Genomic DNA, 17,014 nt, shown 5'->3' with positions numbered 1-17,014 from the left:
GGCCACGCCGATTCAGGTAATCCGGTGGCCATCCGGCGAAACGCGGGTTCAGAACGGTCCGTGGGGGCCGTTACGAGTCGCCGTCGCTACCGACTCGGATGACCTGGAGCAGGGAGTACACCGGGACGCCGCGGATGTCGCCGATGCCGCGTTTGTCAGCCAGCACGACGCAGGCCACGGGATTGCCGCCCTGTTCGTGGATCGCGTCGATGGTTTCGCCCATCGTCTTGCCGCTCGTAATAGTGTCGTCGACGACGTAGCAGTCTCGGTTCCGGATCTGCGCGAAGTTCCGGGAGAACGAGCCATCGCTGGTCTCGCTCTCGTCGTCGTCCCACTGGTGTTTGGTCGGGGCGTACGTCCCGAGGTCGGTTTCCAGTTCCCGCGCAACGGTCGTCGCAAGCGGCGCGCCGGCCTTCTCGATGCCGATGGTAAGGTCCACATCGTCGCCTTTCTTCGAGAGCAGGTCCGCCATCGCCGCGCCCGCGTGGTACAGTCGGTTGCTGTCCCGACCGACAGCAGACCAGTCGACGTGGATATCGTGGGGACCGCCGTCGTCGCTCGTATCCGGTTCCGTGCCGGTGCCGCTACGTTCGACAAGCCAACTCGCCGTCTCGCGGGAGACGTTAAGCTCGTCAGCGATTTCGCCCTTAGAGAGGCCACGCTGTGCCAGGTCGGACGCGCTGTCGACGAGGTCGTCGATATTCTTCATACCATCATCTCCGTGTGCGAGGATTTAATAGGCAGTGTTCTTCAGCCATCAAAATCTATTTACAACACTAGTTGTACAATTCTAGCGGCTGGGTACATTCCCCCTGCTATCCGGGACTATGTGAGACCGCTGTTCGGTCAGCATCGTTCCCCACCAGCCCCACCCGGCCGACGCCAACTGTCTGCCACGCAGCATGGTTGTCCGCGGGACCGCACGCACCAGCGGTCAGGCGGGATTCTCCCGCCCTTTGCCGTCCATCGTCTCTCTCTGGGTCGAACCCGAATAGCGTCTCGAACACCAGACCTGACACCGGTTCGGCCGTTCAGTGTGTCTGGTTCAGTTGTCGTCCAGTTCAAAGGTGTAGAGTCGCTGCTCGCAGGTCGGACAGACGAGCGTCTCGTCGGGGTCCTGACGTGGGCCCAGATGGCCGCCACAGCACGACACCGACGACGACTCGACCAGTTCGGAGCCACAGACCGGGCAACTATCGAGAAACATCCGGAAGGCCTCCGCACCGGCGATTCTGAGCCCTTCGTCGTCGAGACGCTCGCCGAGAACCTCGTATGCTGCGAGTTCGGCGACGACGACCGGACGGGGAAGGAGCTGTTTGTGCTCGGAACCGAGCACGACCCACTCCGCGTCGTCGACGTACGGCTCCGCGTGCCCGACCTGCTCCAGCGACGCCTGCAGTGTTGTCGAGAGACTGTCGAGTGATTCCGCTGCCAGTTCGTCCATTCGGTCGTGCCAGGCAGTGTCGACGCTCGCTTCAGGAAACAGCCGTTCGCCCTCGAGTTCGATGACGCCCGCTGCCGAGAGTTCCCGAAGGATGGTTTCGCCGTCCAACTCCACATCCTCGGCCAGCGAGTCACGCTCCTCGTGGGCCATGGCTTCCTGCGTTGCCGCGTCGTGCGCGGACTCCCCGTGAAACCACTCGTCCGGGACCGGTGATATCGCCACCAGCCGCGGGGCAAATTCAGGCGTGTACGGAACCAGATACCCCCGGAGATAGACCACCGCGACGCCAACAACAGCGACCAGTAGACTCAGTAACGAGCGTTTGCGTGCACGCAAGAACAGTGCCAGAAGCCCGACAAGCCCCAGGTTCAAGACCGTACACGGCCAGCATCTGTTCACTCCGGTGTAGGACTCGTCGCTGAGGGTTTCAAGTACTTCCATCGGGTCAGATTCCTGCGGTGCGGACTCTCGGTTCATGTTCGGACAACGGTATGCAGTCCCAAAATTCTTTAACAACAGCTGTGGTACAAAGTGTCATGAGCGACTCGCCGGTGACATACACCACGCTCGGGTCGACAGGGCTCGACGTGTCTGAACTCTGTCTCGGAACGATGAACTTCGGGAGCGCGGAGCCCTGGATGCTAAACGACGAGGCCGAGAGCCGTCGGATACTCGAACGGGCGCTCGATCTGGGTATCAACTTCTTCGATACAGCCAACGCCTACTCGAACGGCGAGAGCGAGCGGATTCTTGGCGAGGCCGTCGACTCCGCTCACCGCGGCGAACTGGTCCTGGCATCGAAGGTGTACTTCGATATGCACGACGGACCGAACGGGAGCGGACTCTCGAAGAAACACATCATCGACCAGTGTCACGCCACGCTGGACCGCCTCGGCGTCGACTATCTCGACCTCTACCAGATCCACCGGTGGGACGACGACACGCCTATCGAGGAGACGCTGGACGCGCTGACGTATCTCGTCGACGAGGGGCTGGTCCGCTATATCGGCGCGAGCACGATGGCAAACTGGAAGTTCCAGAAGGCGTTGTACACTGCGGATATCGAGGGGTATGAGCGGTTCGTCTCGATGCAACCGGAGTACAACGCTGTCGACCGTCACGAGGAGGCGAACCTCTTGCCGGTGTGCGAGATGGAAGGGATCGGTGTCATTCCGTGGTCGCCGCTGGCCGGCGGCTTCCTCGCCGGGAAGTACGACCGCGACGACGACCTATCCGAGGGGCGGGCGAGTACGGACGAGTACACAGCAAACCGGTTCAGCGACGAGAACTGGGCGGTCCTCGACGAGGTGCAGTCGATTGCTGACGAAAAGGACGCAACGCCGGCACAGGTTAGCTTGGCGTGGCTCTGCCATCAAGACGTCGTCGACGCACCGATCATTGGCCCGCGGACGATGGAGCATCTGGAGGAAAACGTCGAGGCGCTCGACATTGACCTGACTGCTGAAGAGTGCGCCCGAATCGAAGCCCCGAAACAGCCACAGTGGCCGGTTGAGGGGAAGGACTGATCCATGACTTCGATAGATAACCATGCACGTTAACTGCGTACTCAGTTTTCCTGTACACATATGGACGACAGCGAACTAACCGATGTCCTCGAAGATGCCGGTCTCTCTCCGTATCAGGCGGAGGCCTATGTGGCGTTGCTGGGGCTGGGGACCGCATCGGCGACTGATATCGCTGACTCCTGTGACGTTCCGGACCCGCGGATTTACGATGTGCTCCGGGACCTGGAAACGAAGGGATATATCGAGACGTTCCAGCAGGACAGTCTGACCGCTCGCGCCCGCAACCCAGATGTAGTCCTTGAAGACCTGCGGTCCCGGTCGAGCAAGTACCTCAACGCGGCAGAAACGATCGAGGAACGCTGGAACCAGCCCGAGATATCCGACCACGAGGTCAGTATCGTCAAGCGGTTCGAAACGGTCGTCAGCCGGGCCCGGGAGCTCATCGAAGCGGCCGAAAACCAGATTCAGGTCGGTGTGGACCCGGAGCAGTTCTACGCGGTTCGGGAAGAACTCATCGCCGCTCACGACCGCGGCGTGAACATCAAACTCAGCATCTGTACGGGTGCTGGTGAGGACGTACCGCCGCTTTCCGACATCGAAGGCACCTGTACAGAGGCCCGGAACCGCGAGATTCCAGCCCCGTTTTTCGTTCTCGTCGACCGGACCTGGACGTGCTTTGCCCCACACCACGACTCGGTCAACGAGTACGGCGTCCTCGTCAAGGACCGGACCCACACCTACGTCTTCCACTGGTTCTTCCTGACCTGCCTGTGGGAGATCTGGGACACATTGTACACTGAGCGGACGCCGGAAACCCCGACGACGTACGTCGACCTTCGCCACGCTGTCCGGGATATCGAACCGCTGCTGAACGAGGACGCGATCATCGAGGCCGTCGTCGTGGGGTACGACACGGAAACCAAAGAATCGGTTGAGCTGACAGGGCGCGTCACCGGCATCGACTACACCGGGAGTAACATCGGACGGACGGACCCGGTCCCACTGGCACAACTGGCCGGCCGAATCAGTGCGACGCTGGTCACTGACGACGGGACATATGAGGTCGGTGGCTGGGGGGCTGTCATCGAGGAGGTCGAGGCCACCGAAATTACGATTACGAACGTCGAGTACGAGTAACGAGACGCGATTTTCTCGGGACGAATAAACCTTCCCTCAGTTTGTGCGTTTGAGGTCTTCTGTGTGGCAAACAGCTGTTTGACCTATCCCTGCGTATATATACTGAAAGATTTATACAGTGGCGAACAGTCAATAAAGTATCACTATCGCCGGGCTGCCGACGGTAATTAACAACACCTGTGGTTAATTATGGACAACCTTTAAGGTGTGTCCGGGATAGCTCAGAATAGATATGTCGGACAATGGCACAAGCGGCGAGCGGAACTCAACAGGCGTCTCCCGGCGACGGTTCGTCCGTGCTGCCGGAGCAGCAGGTGTCGTCGGTGGACTGGCAGGCTGTGCTGACTTCGTCGGCGGCGGCGACGGCGGTAGCGGTGACGGGAGTGACGGTGGATCGACTGGTGACGGGAGCAGCAGCGAGACCACGACGGTCCAGTGGGGCTTCGACCCGGTGGCCGTCCAGAACAACGGCGACGCAATCAAGCAGGCACTCCACGACAACGGCCTGTCGGACGACATCGAGATAGAGTTTGTCCCGCGTGACCAAGACACCGGTGCGGCCCGGTCGAACTACAACCGACTGCTCTCGGCCGGCGAGACGAACCCGGACATGTTCCTGATGGACAACGGCTGGACGAATATCTTCATCCAGCGAGGGCAACTCCAGAACCTCTCCGAAACGCTACCAGAGGACCTCCTCTCGGACGTCTCGGACAACTACTTCTCGGCGTTTACGGACACGGCACGAAATCCGAGCAACGGGAACCTGTTTGGTGTGCCGGTGTTCCCGGACTTCCCGACGATGCAGTACCGCAAGGACCTCGTCGAGGAGGCCGGCTACAGTCCCGAAAGCAACAACTGGGCGACCGAGCCGATGACGTGGGAGGAGTGGTCGAACATCGCCGCGGACACCTACGACAACGCCGACGTTGACTTCGGCTTTACGACCCAGTGGGATATCTACGAGGGCACCTCCTGCTGTACGTTCAACGAGGTCATGTCCTCGTGGGGCGGTGCGTACTTCGGCGGCCGCGACAACCTCTTTGGCCCGATCGGGGAGCGACCGATCACGGTGAACAACACCGAGGTCCACAACGCCCTGAACATGATGCGGAAGTTCGTCCACGACGAGGACTTCGGCGGTCAGTTTGAGGGCTACGGCGGCGGCTTCACCCCGACCGAAATCCTCGGCTGGAAGGAGGAAGACGCTCGCGCGCCGTTCGTCAACGGTAACGCTGTCTTCCACCGTAACTGGCCCTACTCGCTGGCGCTTGGCGGCCGTAACCCGGAAGAAACCGAGGACCCGGCGCTCGGCGAGAACCTCGGTGCAATGCCGATTCCGTACGCGGTGCCCGAGAGCGAGGCAGCACAGCCCGGCACGGGTGGCTCCACAGCCGCGCTCGGTGGTTGGCACATGACCGTCAACCCCAACAGCGAGCAATTAGACGCCGTGACGCAGGTCATACGTGCCGCGATGCAGCCGGACTTCCAGCTCACGCTGCTGTCCGTCCAGGGATGGCTGCCGCCGCGGCCTGAACTGTTCAACTCCAGCGAGGCCCAGAACGTGCCCGTCGTTGGCCGGTACATGGACACGCTGCAGGTCGCTGGTAACAACACGATGCCGCGCCCGGTGACGGGCGTCTGGAGCGACCAGTCCAGCAAGATCGCACAGCAGGCGAACCGCGCAGTCGGGCAGGAAGCCTCTTCGGCTGACGCGATGGCGACACTCGAGTCCGCGCTGGCAGAGACCGAGCAAACCTGAAGCCACAGGCAAACGTTACACAACCACCCCTGTGATTATTTACCATGACACATTCAAACGACGGACGGAGGTAACCGAATGAGTACAGAAACCGGCCGTGAATCCAGACGCTCGGGGGCACTCGTCAGCGTGATGCGGTGGATGGAGAACCTCAGCGACACGCAGTACGCGTATCTGCTGTTGGTGCCCGTGTTCGTCCTTCTGGGCATCGTCGCGCTGTACCCGCTGTTGCGCACCTTCGAGCTGTCGCTGTTCGCGCTCTCGGCGGACTTTTCAAGCACTACCTTCGTCGGCGCTGGGAACTACGTCGAACTGTTCACTGGCGAAAAGAACCGGTACCTGCCGGGCGGAACGACATTCCTTCCCGAAGGAGTTGGCACGAGTGCATTGCTGAACAGCGCGCTGGTCGTCACGATAATCTTCGCCGTCGTGAGTGTACTGTTCGAGACACTCATCGGCCTCGGACAGGCACTCATCCTCGACCAGGACTTCTACGGGCGGCGGTGGATTCGCGCGGCCATCATCATCCCGTGGGCTGTCCCTATCGTTATTCAGGGGATGATATTCTTCCTGATGTTCAATTCGAACGTCGGGTTCCTGACGCCACCGCTTGCTGACCTTGGATTGCTCGCACCGACGAACACGCTCAACGACACGGCAAGTGCGACGTTTATCATCATCGTCGCCGATATCTGGAAGACGTCGGCGTTCATGGCCCTGCTCATTTTGGCGGGGCTCCAGAGCATCGACAGAGGCCTGTACGACGTGGCGAAGGTCGCCGGCGCGACGAAATGGCAGCAGTTCAAGCTCATTACGTTCCCGCTTATTCTGCCGACCATCGGCGTCGCCGTGCTGTTCCGGTCGGTGCAGGCGATGCGTGTGTACGGCATCATCGATACGGTGTCGAGCTGTACCGTCGTGCCGTCGCTGTCATGCATGGTCGTCGCGACGTTCACCACCCGCGAGGGGACGTCCGCGGCCATCGCGTTCGTGACGGCCGCGATTATCGGTATCGTCGTGATGGGACTCATCGTCTGGCAAGGGGAGGACGCGATCTAACATGGCTACGTCAACCGACACTCAGGAGCAGTCGAGCGACGGACCGCTACAGCGCTGGACCCAGAGCGCCATTCAGGACCCCGAAAAAGTGTACCGGGCGCTGTTCTACGTGGCCATGATTTTCTTCCTGGTGACGACGCTGTTCCCCTTCTACTGGCTCATCGTGCTGGCGGTGACTCCCGAAGGAAACCTGCTCTCGGGCAGTTTCCTCCCGACGGTGAACCTCTTTGGCGTCAGCGGGACGTTCCCGCTGCCAGTTCCGAAGGGCTTCAACCCGGGTGCGTTCGTCACCGTCTTCGAACAGGTGCCGTTCCACCTGTACATGTTGAACAGCTTCGCGCTGGCGGTCACGACGACGGTCATCGTGCTGTTCGTCGCCAGCCTCGCCGGCTACGTGTTCGGCCGCCTTCGGTTCCCCGGCCGCGCACTGCTGATGCTCGGTATCTTGGCGATCAGCTACTTCCCGCCGGCCGCGTTCGTCATCCCGCTGTTTCAGGCGTTTGCCGGTAACGCGCCGATTACGGTTCCGTTCACGTCCATTCCGCTGTTTACCCCACCACGGCTGCTGAACACACCAGGGTCGATGGTGCTGCCGTTCAGCGCGCTGTTCATGCCGCTGTCGATCTTCATCCTGACGACGTTCTACGGCCAGATTCCCGACGGGCTGGAGGACGCCGCGCGGGTCGAAGGAACGACACGACTGGGCGCGCTGTTCCGGGTCATCATGCCGCTGTCCGCGCCGGGCGTGGCGACCGCGGCCGTGCTGACATTCATCGCCGTCTACAACGAGTACTTCTTCAGCTCGATCATGGCAACCTCGCCGGAGGCGGCGAAATGGTCGCCGATCGTCGGCGGGATTCTCAGCTATCAGACCCAGTACACGACGCAGTTCAACCTCATGGCGGCCGCGAGCATCGTCGGGGTCCTCCCCGTCGTCATCCTCGTAATCGTCGCACAGGAACGCATCGTCAGCGGACTGACCTCAGGCGCACTCAAAGAGTAACACAATGGCACGAGTACAACTCGAACACGTGACGAAACGCTACGACGACCAGGGTGACGTGGTCACCGCGGTCGACGACATGAACCTCGACATCGACCACGGCGAGTTCATCTGCTTCGTCGGCCCCTCGGGTTGCGGGAAGTCGACGACGATGGAGACCATCGCCGGGCTCACCATCCCGACCGAGGGTGAAATATACATCGGCGACCGCGAGGTGACGAACCTCCCGCCGAAGGACCGCGGCATCGCGATGGTGTTCCAGAACATCGCGCTGTTCCCGCACATGGACGTGTACGACAACATATCCTTCGGGCTGCGGCTGCGGGACTATCCACAGGACGAGATTGACCGACGGGTCGAGCGAGCCGCGGACATCGTCCAGCTAGAGGGGATGCTCAACCGGATGCCCGAGGAGATGTCCGGTGGACAGCGTCAGCGCGTTGCCATCGCCCGCGCTATCGTGCGCGAGCCCGACGTGTTCCTGATGGACGAGCCGCTGGCGAATCTTGACGCGAAGCTCAAGGTCCACATGCGAACAGAGCTCCAGCGCCTGCACAAGGAGCTGGACACGACTATCATCTACGTGACCCACGACCAGGAGGAGGCGATGACGCTGTCAGACCGGATCGCTGTCCTCGATTCGGGCCAACTCCAGCAGATCGACCCGCCGCTGACCTGCTACAACGAGCCGGATAACCTCTTCGTCGCCGGGTTCATCGGCTCGCCGTCGATGAACTTCGTCGAAGGGACAGTCACTGAGACCACACTGGAGACGCCGAACTTCTCGCTCGAGTTCAATCCGTCGTCTATCGAAGGTGTTGGAGTCGGTGACAATGTGACGCTTGGCATCCGCCCGGAGGACATCTATCCGGGCGACCTCCAGTCGGAGGTTCCCGATCCCTCGGGAATGATTACGGCGACGACAGACATTCTCGAACCCATGGGCGACGAAATATTCGCCTACCTGCTGCTGGGCGACGGCGAAACGTCGATGTCTCAGGAACTGGCGACGAACGACCAGTTGCTGATGAGTATCGACCCCGACTCGGATCTTGAAGAGGACGAAGAGCTGGGGGTCGTCATCGACCGACGGAACGTTCACCTGTTTGACTCGGCTACCGGAGAGGCAATCGTCCACGACCTCATTCCGTACGAGGCCGAAGGTACTGCATCCAGTAGCGAAGTAGAATCAGACGACTGATATGAGTAGCCACCTCGCGATGCTGTATTGGAGCGGGATGCTCGTGCTGTTTTTCTTCTGGGCGTACGGTATCGTGTCGTTCGTCCTCGATCTGAAGAACAAAATCGTCCCCGGAATCATTCAGTATCGGCGCGGCCGACGCCGCGAGAAGGCGAAACAGGAACAGGAAGAGGAACGTGAAGAGCGTGAACAGCAGTTGTATTAATCCAATTTTGTGACACCTTTTACCAATGACTGAGACCGTTCGGATAGGCATCATCGGATTAGGGAACATCGCGGACATTCACTGTACTAACCTCCGACAACTCGACCAGCCGGTCTCGATAGCGGCGGGCGTCGACGTCGATGCCGATGCGCGCCGCCGGTTCACCGAAACGTACGACGCGGCAGTGTACGAGGAAGCCGCGGCGATGTTTGAGACGGTGGATGCCGTGCTGGTGACGACGCCGAACAGATACCACGAGCAGTACGTCGTGGCGGCGCTTGAGGCGGGGCTTGACGTGTTTGTCGAGAAGCCGCTGGCACACACGCTCGAAAGCGCCGAACGGATCGCTGCGGCCGCTGAAGTGGCCGACGGGTTCTGCATGGTTGGCTTCCACAACCGCTTTGCCGACCCGGTCGAGACGCTTGTGGGCTACCGAAACGCGGGCGACATCGGTGCGGTGTCACATATCGAAGCGAACTACATCAGGCGTCGTGGCGTTCCCGGCCGCGGGTCGTGGTTCACGCGCAACGACGTGGCGGGTGGCGGGTCGCTCATCGATATTGGTGCCCATGCTATCGACCTGGCGCTGCACGTCGCCGGCCATCCGGACGTCGTCGAGGTGTCGGGTGACACCCGCGCTCAGTTCGGCATCGACGAGGAGTACGCCTACGTCGAGATGTGGGGCGAGGATCAGGACGCAGCCGAGTTCAGCGTCGACGATTCCGCCAGCGCATTCATCCGCTGTGGCGACGGCACAACGATATCTCTGGAGGTTGCGTGGGCGACGAACCGACCGGACAGTCAGGAGTACTACGTTCGCGGGACGGACGCAGGCGCGAAGCTCGACCTCGCAGACCAGTCGCTGACACTGTTCGAAACGGCCGATACTGGCCGGATGCACCACCGAACGACCGACATCGAGACACAGCGGTCTGACCCACAGCGAAAGGAGCAGGGACGGTTCGTCTCGGCAGTCCGCGACGGGACGCCACCATCGATGAACACCGTCGAGCAGGCGCTACGGGTCCAGCGCGTGATGGACGGAATCTACCGCTCCGGCGAAACTGATGCGGCCGTCAGCATCGGTAGGACAGAGACCTGAAGAAAGACTTAATCCCCAGTGTTCTCACTCTCTGCCTGGCATGAAAGTGATTGGTGTTACGCGGGACGACGACGGTCCACAGCTCTTAGAGCGGGAGCGACCGTCGCCTGACCCGGGCGAGGCACTCGTCCGCACACTCCGCGTTGGTGTTGACGGCACAGACCACGAAGTCCTGAACGGGTCCCACGGCGGGTTCCCCGACGGGGCAGACCACATGATTCTCGGACACGAGGCGGTCGGCGTCGTCGAAGAGCCCAATGGCACGGGGCTCGAGGCGGGGCAGGTCGTCGCACCGACCGTCCGACGGAAACCGAACGGTGAAACGAACGAGTACTTCCGCCGGGGTGAGCCAGATATGGCACCTGACGGCGAGTACACGGAACGGGGCATTGTCGGCGACCACGGCTTCATGGCCGAGTACTTCACGTCACCGGCGGATTTCCTCGTCCCGGTCCCCAAATCAGTCGCAGAGTACGGCTTCCTCGTTGAGCCGCTCTCTATCACCGAGAAGGCCAACGAGCACGCGTATGCGACGCGGGAACCGTTCGACTGGCGACCGGACTCCGCCTGCGTGCTGGGCAACGGGTCGCTCGGACTGTTGACGCTGTGGATGCTCGACCAGGAGTACGACCGGACGTACTGTGTCGGTCGGCGGGACCGCCCTGACCCGACGGTCGACATCATCGACGAGATCGGCAGCACGTACGTCGATTCCCGCGAGACGCCGGTGGACGAACTTCCGGGTGCCTACGAGGCGATGGACTACATCTACGAGGCGACCGGGTTCGCCCCCCACGCGTTCCAGACGGTCAAGGCGCTTGACCAGAACGGGGTCGGCGTGTTGCTCGGCATCCCGGAGCCGTGGGAGTTCGAAGTCGATGGCGGCTCGCTACACAACGAGATCGTCTTGCACAACAAATGTCTCATCGGCACGGTCAACTCACACGTCTCGCACTTCGAGGACGCCGTCGAGACCTTACAGGAACTTCCGGCGTGGCTGCTCGATGATTTAGTCACGACGGTTACCGACCCGGAACACGTCGAGGCTGCCTTCGAGGATGGGGACGATCAAATAAAAGCAGTCGTCGAGTTCGATTCGCTGTAAGTCCTCGGGTACAACCGCGCCCGAGCTTTTTCGCCGCAGTATGGCCTGGATATACCCCATCCAGAAGGGGATACATCGGTCATATGTAAGATAACAGATGTAAGATGGTGAGGTATTTACTCGCATACGATTAATTTGTTCCACCATTCAGACCCGAAAATTCGGGAGATATAGATGATTTATCGGGATTGATTCGAATGTCAAATGCTGACTTTCGCTATACAGAAGTATTAAGTGCGAATCTTCAATAAGGAATTATGAGGTATTGGTGCAACCATGACTGACGACAATTCAAATAAACGGTTGACGCGGCGTAACGCTCTTCGGATTGCTGGTGCAGCAGGTGCGGCCTCGCTGGCTGGCTGCGGTGGGAGTGACGGCGGCGACGGCAGCAGTGGCGACGGCAGCAGTGGTGACGGCGGTGACAGTACCAGTGGCGACGGCAGCAGCGGTGACAGCAGTACTGACAGCGGGACACAGTACAGCACACTTGAGGTCGCCCACTGGTGGGGTGAAGGCGACGGACTGGAAGCGATTCAGTCCGTCATGGACGCCTTCAAGGAGCAACACCCGGACGTTCCGTTCGACGAGAACCTCATCGCCGGCGGTGCCGGTGACAACCTGCAGGCGAACATCCGAACACGAGTGCAAAACGGCAACCACCCGAGTACGTGGCAGGCTTGGCCCGGAAACAATCTGATGCCTTTCACCGATGCGAACCTGCTGAAGGACATCGGCGACTCCGTGTGGTCGGAGAACAGCATGGAGGACGCGTACCTTCAGGGTGTCAAAGACGCGGCTCAGCCCGCCGGAAACTACGTGACGGTTCCGCTCAACATCCACCGGATCAACAACCTCTTCTACAACGTTGAGGTCGTCGAGGACGCCGGGGTCGACCCGACATCCCTCGAAACGCCGTCTGACCTCGTCGACGCAATGGCGACGGTCGACGAGGCTGGCTACACCGGAATGGCACACCAGACCGGGTCACCGTGGTCCAGCTTCCAGATGTTCGCGACGGTCCTCCTCGGCGAAACGGACGCCGAGACCTACAGCGCCATCTTCCAGAACGGCGAAGTCGACGCCAACAGCGACGCGCTGGAGTCGGCAGTCGAGACCACGCAGTCCTATCTCGACTACATCCCGAGCGACGCCGGGTCGATTTCCTGGACCGAGGCCAACAACCAGGTCATCAACGGCGAAGCGGCGTTCCTCCACCAGGGTGACTGGGCGGCCGGAACGTACATCACGAACGACCTCACGTACGGCGAGGAGTGGGACCATGTGACATTCCCGGGTACCGACGGCAACTACGCACTCAACATGGACTCGTTCCCGTATCCGGTCAACAACCCGTCCCCGGAAGCGACCACGCTGTGGTGCCAGTTCGTCGGGACGTCAGAGGCACAGGAGATCTTCAACCCGAAGAAGGGGTCGATTCCGCCGCGGACTGACGTGGACACCGACCCGTTCAACGACTTCTCCAAAGACCAGATAGAGGACTTCCAGAACAGCGATGCCCAGCCGCCGTCTGTGGCACACGGCCTGGCCGCACCGCCGGCAGTCAAGTCCTCGCTTGAATCCGCTATCTCGTCGCTGAACTCCGGTGCTGCGCCCGCGGACGTCGTCTCACAGATCTCCAACGCCTACTAATAGCGCATCGCAGCGCGCAGTTTTTTCGCTGTAGCAACTCGAACAATCGGGGTCCGCAGGTGGCCGCTGTGACGGAACAGTGAACAGTAGCGGATAGGCGCGCGACTGGGCCTGAAATTGTCTACTGAGGAGAGTGCCGAAGTTCTTAGTACTCGACTCGCAAACGCCACACTATGTCTAGTGACGACTTGGAAGCATCGCTCGAACAGGTAATTGCGCGGTTCAATCTCGGCGAGTACGAGATTTCAGCCTACCTGGCCGTGTTGCAACACGGCGAGCTGACAGCGTCGGAGATATCGGAGAACACGGACATTCCACAGCCGCGGGTGTACGATACGGTTCGAAGCCTCAGCGATGTTGGGCTGGTCGAACTCAAGGAGTCCCGACCGATGAAGGTCCTGGCTATCGACCCGCGGGAAGCGTTCGAGGGCATACAGGACTCGCTTGATGACCTCGTTGACGACCTGTCCTCACGCTACACGGCACCCGCCCGAGAGCCCGAAGCTGTTTCGCTCGTCAAATCACGGCCGACGATACTCCGGTACCTCGAAGACATAATCGAAACGGCCGAGTACGAACTGACGCTGTCGCTGACCCCGGCCCTGTTAGAGCGGTTCGAAGACAGACTGGCAAGCCGGAGGCAGTCCGGCATCGCTATCGAGATCCTCATTTCACCGGGCGTCGACGCTCCCGACCCGGCGCGGTTCGATTACGAATCCATCGCGACCACGGTGAAGGCTCGTCGCGGTATCACGACACCGGTCGTCGCTGTCGCCGATGGAAACTACTCGATGTATGCCACCCGCGAGAGCGTCCGCGGTGACACGGACCGGTACGGCGTCATCTTCAATCGGTCGGAACTCGGATTTCTGGTGTCCGGGTTTCTTAACACGGTGCTGTGGACGACTGCCGAAACGATTGCCAGTGACGGCGAAGCGCTGCCGTTCCCGCGCCGCTACGGGACGATACGGCGCTGTATCTCTGATTTGATGACACTAGATGGGGAGTTCTACGCGACTATCGAGGGCCGGGACGTAGAGACGGGCGACCACCGGGTCATCGAGGGCAAAGTGGATCAGGCGTCGTTCAGTTCGAACCGCGAGGTCGCGACGCTGGTCGTTGAAACGGCCGATGGGCCGGTCGAGGTCGGTGGACAGGTCGCTGCGTTCGAGGATATCGAGGCGTACGAGATCCGAATCGGGACGGACGAACCGCCAGAGAACTGATCCTGTCCTGTCGGCTGTCGCTGTTTCTCACGATGGCTGCCCGAGTGTAGACAGTCGATACGGGAACAATGGACAGCAGTCCATACTAAACGGACGCGGCTGGACGAGTCGACCGCTGAGACAATGAGCACCGTGGGTGGGCAACCCACGGCGATTGCATGACCCTTCGGGCTGGCGAAGTATGTCAGAGGCACGACATCGCCGGGCCCGAACGTGGCAATTCCACGAGACCAGCGTGCTCCATTGCGTTCAGCGGGGACGTGGTCTTGCGTGGACAGCAACAGTGTCTGCGTCGTGAGCGGTAAAAAAGATGGACACATTGGCTGCAATAATATCCAGTGCCCGGGAGAATAGTGTCCCATCTGAAGAACATTCCATTACAAATGGAAACTGATATGTACGAAAAATATGAGCTATAGTATATGGGGACAGTATGGGCGTAGAATCGCTTATTCAGTACGTCCGAACGTCGTCCGTCCGGACGGACATCATCGGTTCGCTGTGTCCCAGAGCCAAGGCCACCAACGAACTGCTGTCAGCAGTCACTGCCAGCGAGTCAGCGATCTACGATGCGCTTTCGAACCTCGAAGGCCGCGGTCTGGTCACCTCGATGGATGACGGGTGGCAACTGACCGGCACTGGCCGTCTGGTCGCCGATACGATCCACCGCCAGCACCGTCTTGAGGAACTTTTCGCCGTGGCTCCCCAGTACTGGGAGTCCCACGATACGTCAGTGCTGCCACAGCCGTTCCGGTGTCGCCTGCCTGAACTTGACGAATACACGGTCGTCCGCGGCACACAGACTGATATCAACCGTCCTGTCCGCGAAGTCGTCACCCGCGTTGAGAGTGTCTCTAGTTGCGATGTTGTCTCGCCGGTCTACCACCCTGAGTACGAGGCTGCGATGCCAGACAACGCCGATTCGAGGCTTGTGGTGAGCTGTGCTGTCATCGACGAAATCCTCGGCAAGGAGTCCGTCTCACTCGATACGAATCGGTACGAGGAAACGACCGTTCGTGTCACGCCGGTCCCGTACGCACTCGCCGTCGCCGACGACTGGATGATTCTGACGCTTCCAGAACTCGACGGAGCCTGGCCGTCAGCGAAGATAGTCTCGGAAGCGGATAGCGCGATTTTATGGGCAAGAGACCTCTTTGCGCATCTCTGGGAGGATGCAACCCCGATAGAGACGTATCTCGCCGACCGCTGATTTTGGCAAACCTAAACATTCAAGAACCGTGGGTTCTGACGGATGAGCAATGGCTATTCAGGGTTCGCGGACCGAAGGACTGGGCGGCTACACGTTCGACGACCTCGCGGTCGTCATGGGGACGTACAACGAAGAAGAAGCGATCGGCACCGTTCTTGATGATATCGCGACAGTGACCGACGGGCGCGCGGAAGTCATCTGCGTTGACGGGTCCAGCGACCGGACACCGGAGATCGCCCGCGACCACGGTGCGACAGTCATCGAACAGGAACCACAGGGGTACGGCGTGGCGGTCCGTGAAGCCGTGTTGACACCGGATCGGCCGGTCGTCGTCACGACGGACTGTGACGACACGTATCCGATGGAACGCCTGCCCGACTTCCTCGCGGAAATAAACGACGGGGCCGACGTCGTTAGCGGCGACCGGCTGTACTACGGGGCCGAACAGATGCCTGCGATGAACAAGCTGGGGAACGAGCTGTTTGCCCTGCTCGCAAGCGTGCTCATGGGCAAGCGCGTCCACGACACGACCACCGGAATGCGCGCCTACCGCCGTGAGGTCCTCCAGAAAATCGTCTGGACCGAAAACACCGGACTCTCGGCCGAACTCCTCATGCGGCCGCTGATGCGCGGTTACGACGTGCGTGAGCGTCCTATCGAGTACGACGAGCGGAAAGGCGAGACGAAACTCGACCCGTTCTCCGGCGGGGCCGCCATCGCAAAGTCTATCGTTCGGGTTGCGCTCGAAGAACGGTTCCGCTAACGGACCGAGCAATCGCCGCCGGGACCCGGCTTACCGGTCGTTCGGTGGCTGCTGATAGCTACTCGTTCCGCCGGGGTAGCCCTGCGGATTCTCGATACCGACAAGCTCGCCGCCCGTCGGCGAACTGTACAGCGCAAACAGGAGGTCGTTGACGAGGTAGTATCGCACGCGGTGTCGCGGGTCGCCATGTGGGTCCGGGTCGGAAGCGTTGACACCCATTCCTCGCAGCGTTTCTTCCTGCGTCTCTGTGTCTAACGCAGTGAAGACGGTGTCCTCCCACTCTCTGGTGTAGGCGTCCAGATCTGCAACAGCGGTCGCCATTTCCGCCGCCCGCTCGGGGTCTGCCTCGACCCGTCCGGCGACGTAGCTGTCGACGAACTCCTGTACGCCTGCCACCTCGCTCGGATAGACAATAGCGGCGACGGCGCGGTACGTCTCGCGCTCGTGCTCGCCGAACTCCGATTCGGACGCATCAGCGTCGTCCTCGGCTGACTCGACAGTATCGTCGTCTTCGGACTCGTTCCAGGCGAGCGCCGCCGCGCCACCGGTGACGGTGACACCCGCCGCGCCGAGCGCTTTCAGTGCGTCACGTCTGGTGAGTTCGTAGTCAGTCATCGA

The 17,014-nt window shown here is 60.8% G+C and carries 16 protein-coding genes; 13 read left to right on the top strand and 3 right to left on the bottom strand.

Features of this window, described 5'->3' with window-relative positions:
* Window positions 1-70: 70 nt before the first annotated feature.
* Both gfcR and RR_RS08115 read right to left on the bottom strand, forming a co-directional pair.
* Window positions 71-709 (bottom strand): transcriptional regulator GfcR, encoded by a 639-nt coding sequence (gene gfcR, locus RR_RS08120; RefSeq protein WP_004961276.1) that lies wholly within the window; start codon window positions 707-709, stop codon window positions 71-73.
* 336 nt (window positions 710-1,045) lie between these two features.
* On the bottom strand, window positions 1,046-1,921 hold the full coding sequence (locus RR_RS08115; protein ID WP_011223319.1) for a hypothetical protein: 876 nt from the start codon (window positions 1,919-1,921) through the stop codon (window positions 1,046-1,048).
* A gap of 59 nt (window positions 1,922-1,980) precedes the next feature.
* Between RR_RS08115 and RR_RS08110 the strand changes: the two genes are divergently transcribed.
* The 13 genes from RR_RS08110 to RR_RS08050 all read left to right on the top strand — a co-directional run bounded on the left by RR_RS08110 (window position 1,981) and on the right by RR_RS08050 (window position 16,396).
* Window positions 1,981-2,970 carry an aldo/keto reductase gene (locus RR_RS08110; RefSeq protein ID WP_049938836.1) on the top strand — a complete coding sequence of 330 codons (990 nt, stop codon included), beginning with the start codon at window positions 1,981-1,983 and terminating at the stop codon, window positions 2,968-2,970.
* 60 nt (window positions 2,971-3,030) lie between these two features.
* Entirely contained in the window at window positions 3,031-4,107 is a 1,077-nt protein-coding gene (locus RR_RS08105) for a TrmB family transcriptional regulator (protein ID WP_011223317.1), read from the top strand.
* Window positions 4,108-4,339: 232 nt separating this feature from the next.
* Window positions 4,340-5,869, top strand: a complete 1,530-nt coding sequence (locus RR_RS08100; RefSeq protein ID WP_011223316.1) for an extracellular solute-binding protein — start codon at window positions 4,340-4,342, stop codon at window positions 5,867-5,869.
* A 78-nt stretch (window positions 5,870-5,947) separates the two neighbouring features.
* Window positions 5,948-6,928, top strand: a complete 981-nt coding sequence (locus RR_RS08095) for a carbohydrate ABC transporter permease (RefSeq protein WP_007190355.1) — start codon at window positions 5,948-5,950, stop codon at window positions 6,926-6,928.
* Window position 6,929: 1 nt separating this feature from the next.
* Window positions 6,930-7,931 carry a carbohydrate ABC transporter permease gene (locus tag RR_RS08090; protein ID WP_004961287.1) on the top strand — a complete coding sequence of 334 codons (1,002 nt, stop codon included), beginning with the start codon at window positions 6,930-6,932 and terminating at the stop codon, window positions 7,929-7,931.
* A gap of 4 nt (window positions 7,932-7,935) precedes the next feature.
* Window positions 7,936-9,132, top strand: a complete 1,197-nt coding sequence (locus tag RR_RS08085) for an ABC transporter ATP-binding protein (protein ID WP_007190356.1) — start codon at window positions 7,936-7,938, stop codon at window positions 9,130-9,132.
* A 1-nt stretch (window position 9,133) separates the two neighbouring features.
* Window positions 9,134-9,337: a hypothetical protein gene (locus RR_RS08080; RefSeq protein WP_005534343.1), complete on the top strand. Its 204-nt coding sequence runs from the start codon at window positions 9,134-9,136 to the stop codon at window positions 9,335-9,337.
* A 25-nt stretch (window positions 9,338-9,362) separates the two neighbouring features.
* Window positions 9,363-10,439, top strand: coding sequence for a Gfo/Idh/MocA family protein (locus tag RR_RS08075; RefSeq protein ID WP_011223315.1), 1,077 nt, complete (start codon window positions 9,363-9,365; stop codon window positions 10,437-10,439).
* Between the two features lie 40 nt (window positions 10,440-10,479).
* On the top strand, window positions 10,480-11,544 hold the full coding sequence (locus RR_RS08070) for a glucose 1-dehydrogenase (protein WP_049938835.1): 1,065 nt from the start codon (window positions 10,480-10,482) through the stop codon (window positions 11,542-11,544).
* Between the two features lie 276 nt (window positions 11,545-11,820).
* Window positions 11,821-13,197, top strand: coding sequence for an ABC transporter substrate-binding protein (locus tag RR_RS08065; RefSeq protein WP_011223313.1), 1,377 nt, complete (start codon window positions 11,821-11,823; stop codon window positions 13,195-13,197).
* A 173-nt stretch (window positions 13,198-13,370) separates the two neighbouring features.
* Complete coding sequence (trmB, locus tag RR_RS08060) at window positions 13,371-14,423, top strand: HTH-type sugar sensing transcriptional regulator TrmB (protein ID WP_004961299.1); 1,053 nt, start codon at window positions 13,371-13,373, stop codon at window positions 14,421-14,423.
* Between the two features lie 433 nt (window positions 14,424-14,856).
* Window positions 14,857-15,633 (top strand): helix-turn-helix transcriptional regulator, encoded by a 777-nt coding sequence (locus RR_RS08055; RefSeq protein ID WP_011223312.1) that lies wholly within the window; start codon window positions 14,857-14,859, stop codon window positions 15,631-15,633.
* Window positions 15,634-15,682: 49 nt separating this feature from the next.
* Window positions 15,683-16,396, top strand: coding sequence for a dolichyl-phosphate hexose transferase (locus RR_RS08050; RefSeq protein ID WP_007190360.1), 714 nt, complete (start codon window positions 15,683-15,685; stop codon window positions 16,394-16,396).
* Between the two features lie 30 nt (window positions 16,397-16,426).
* Here RR_RS08050 and RR_RS08045 read toward each other — a convergent pair whose 3' ends face one another.
* The gene (locus tag RR_RS08045) at window positions 16,427-17,011 is read right to left on the bottom strand and encodes a gluconate 2-dehydrogenase subunit 3 family protein (RefSeq protein WP_007190361.1); all 585 of its coding nucleotides are present in this window, start codon (window positions 17,009-17,011) and stop codon (window positions 16,427-16,429) included.
* Between the last annotated feature and the right edge of the window lie 3 nt (window positions 17,012-17,014).

Origin of the sequence: Haloarcula marismortui ATCC 43049, assembly GCF_000011085.1 — an archaeon.
GTDB classification, from domain to species: Archaea; Halobacteriota; Halobacteria; order Halobacteriales; family Haloarculaceae; genus Haloarcula; species Haloarcula marismortui.
This window is presented reverse-complemented; position numbering and strand designations above follow the sequence as displayed.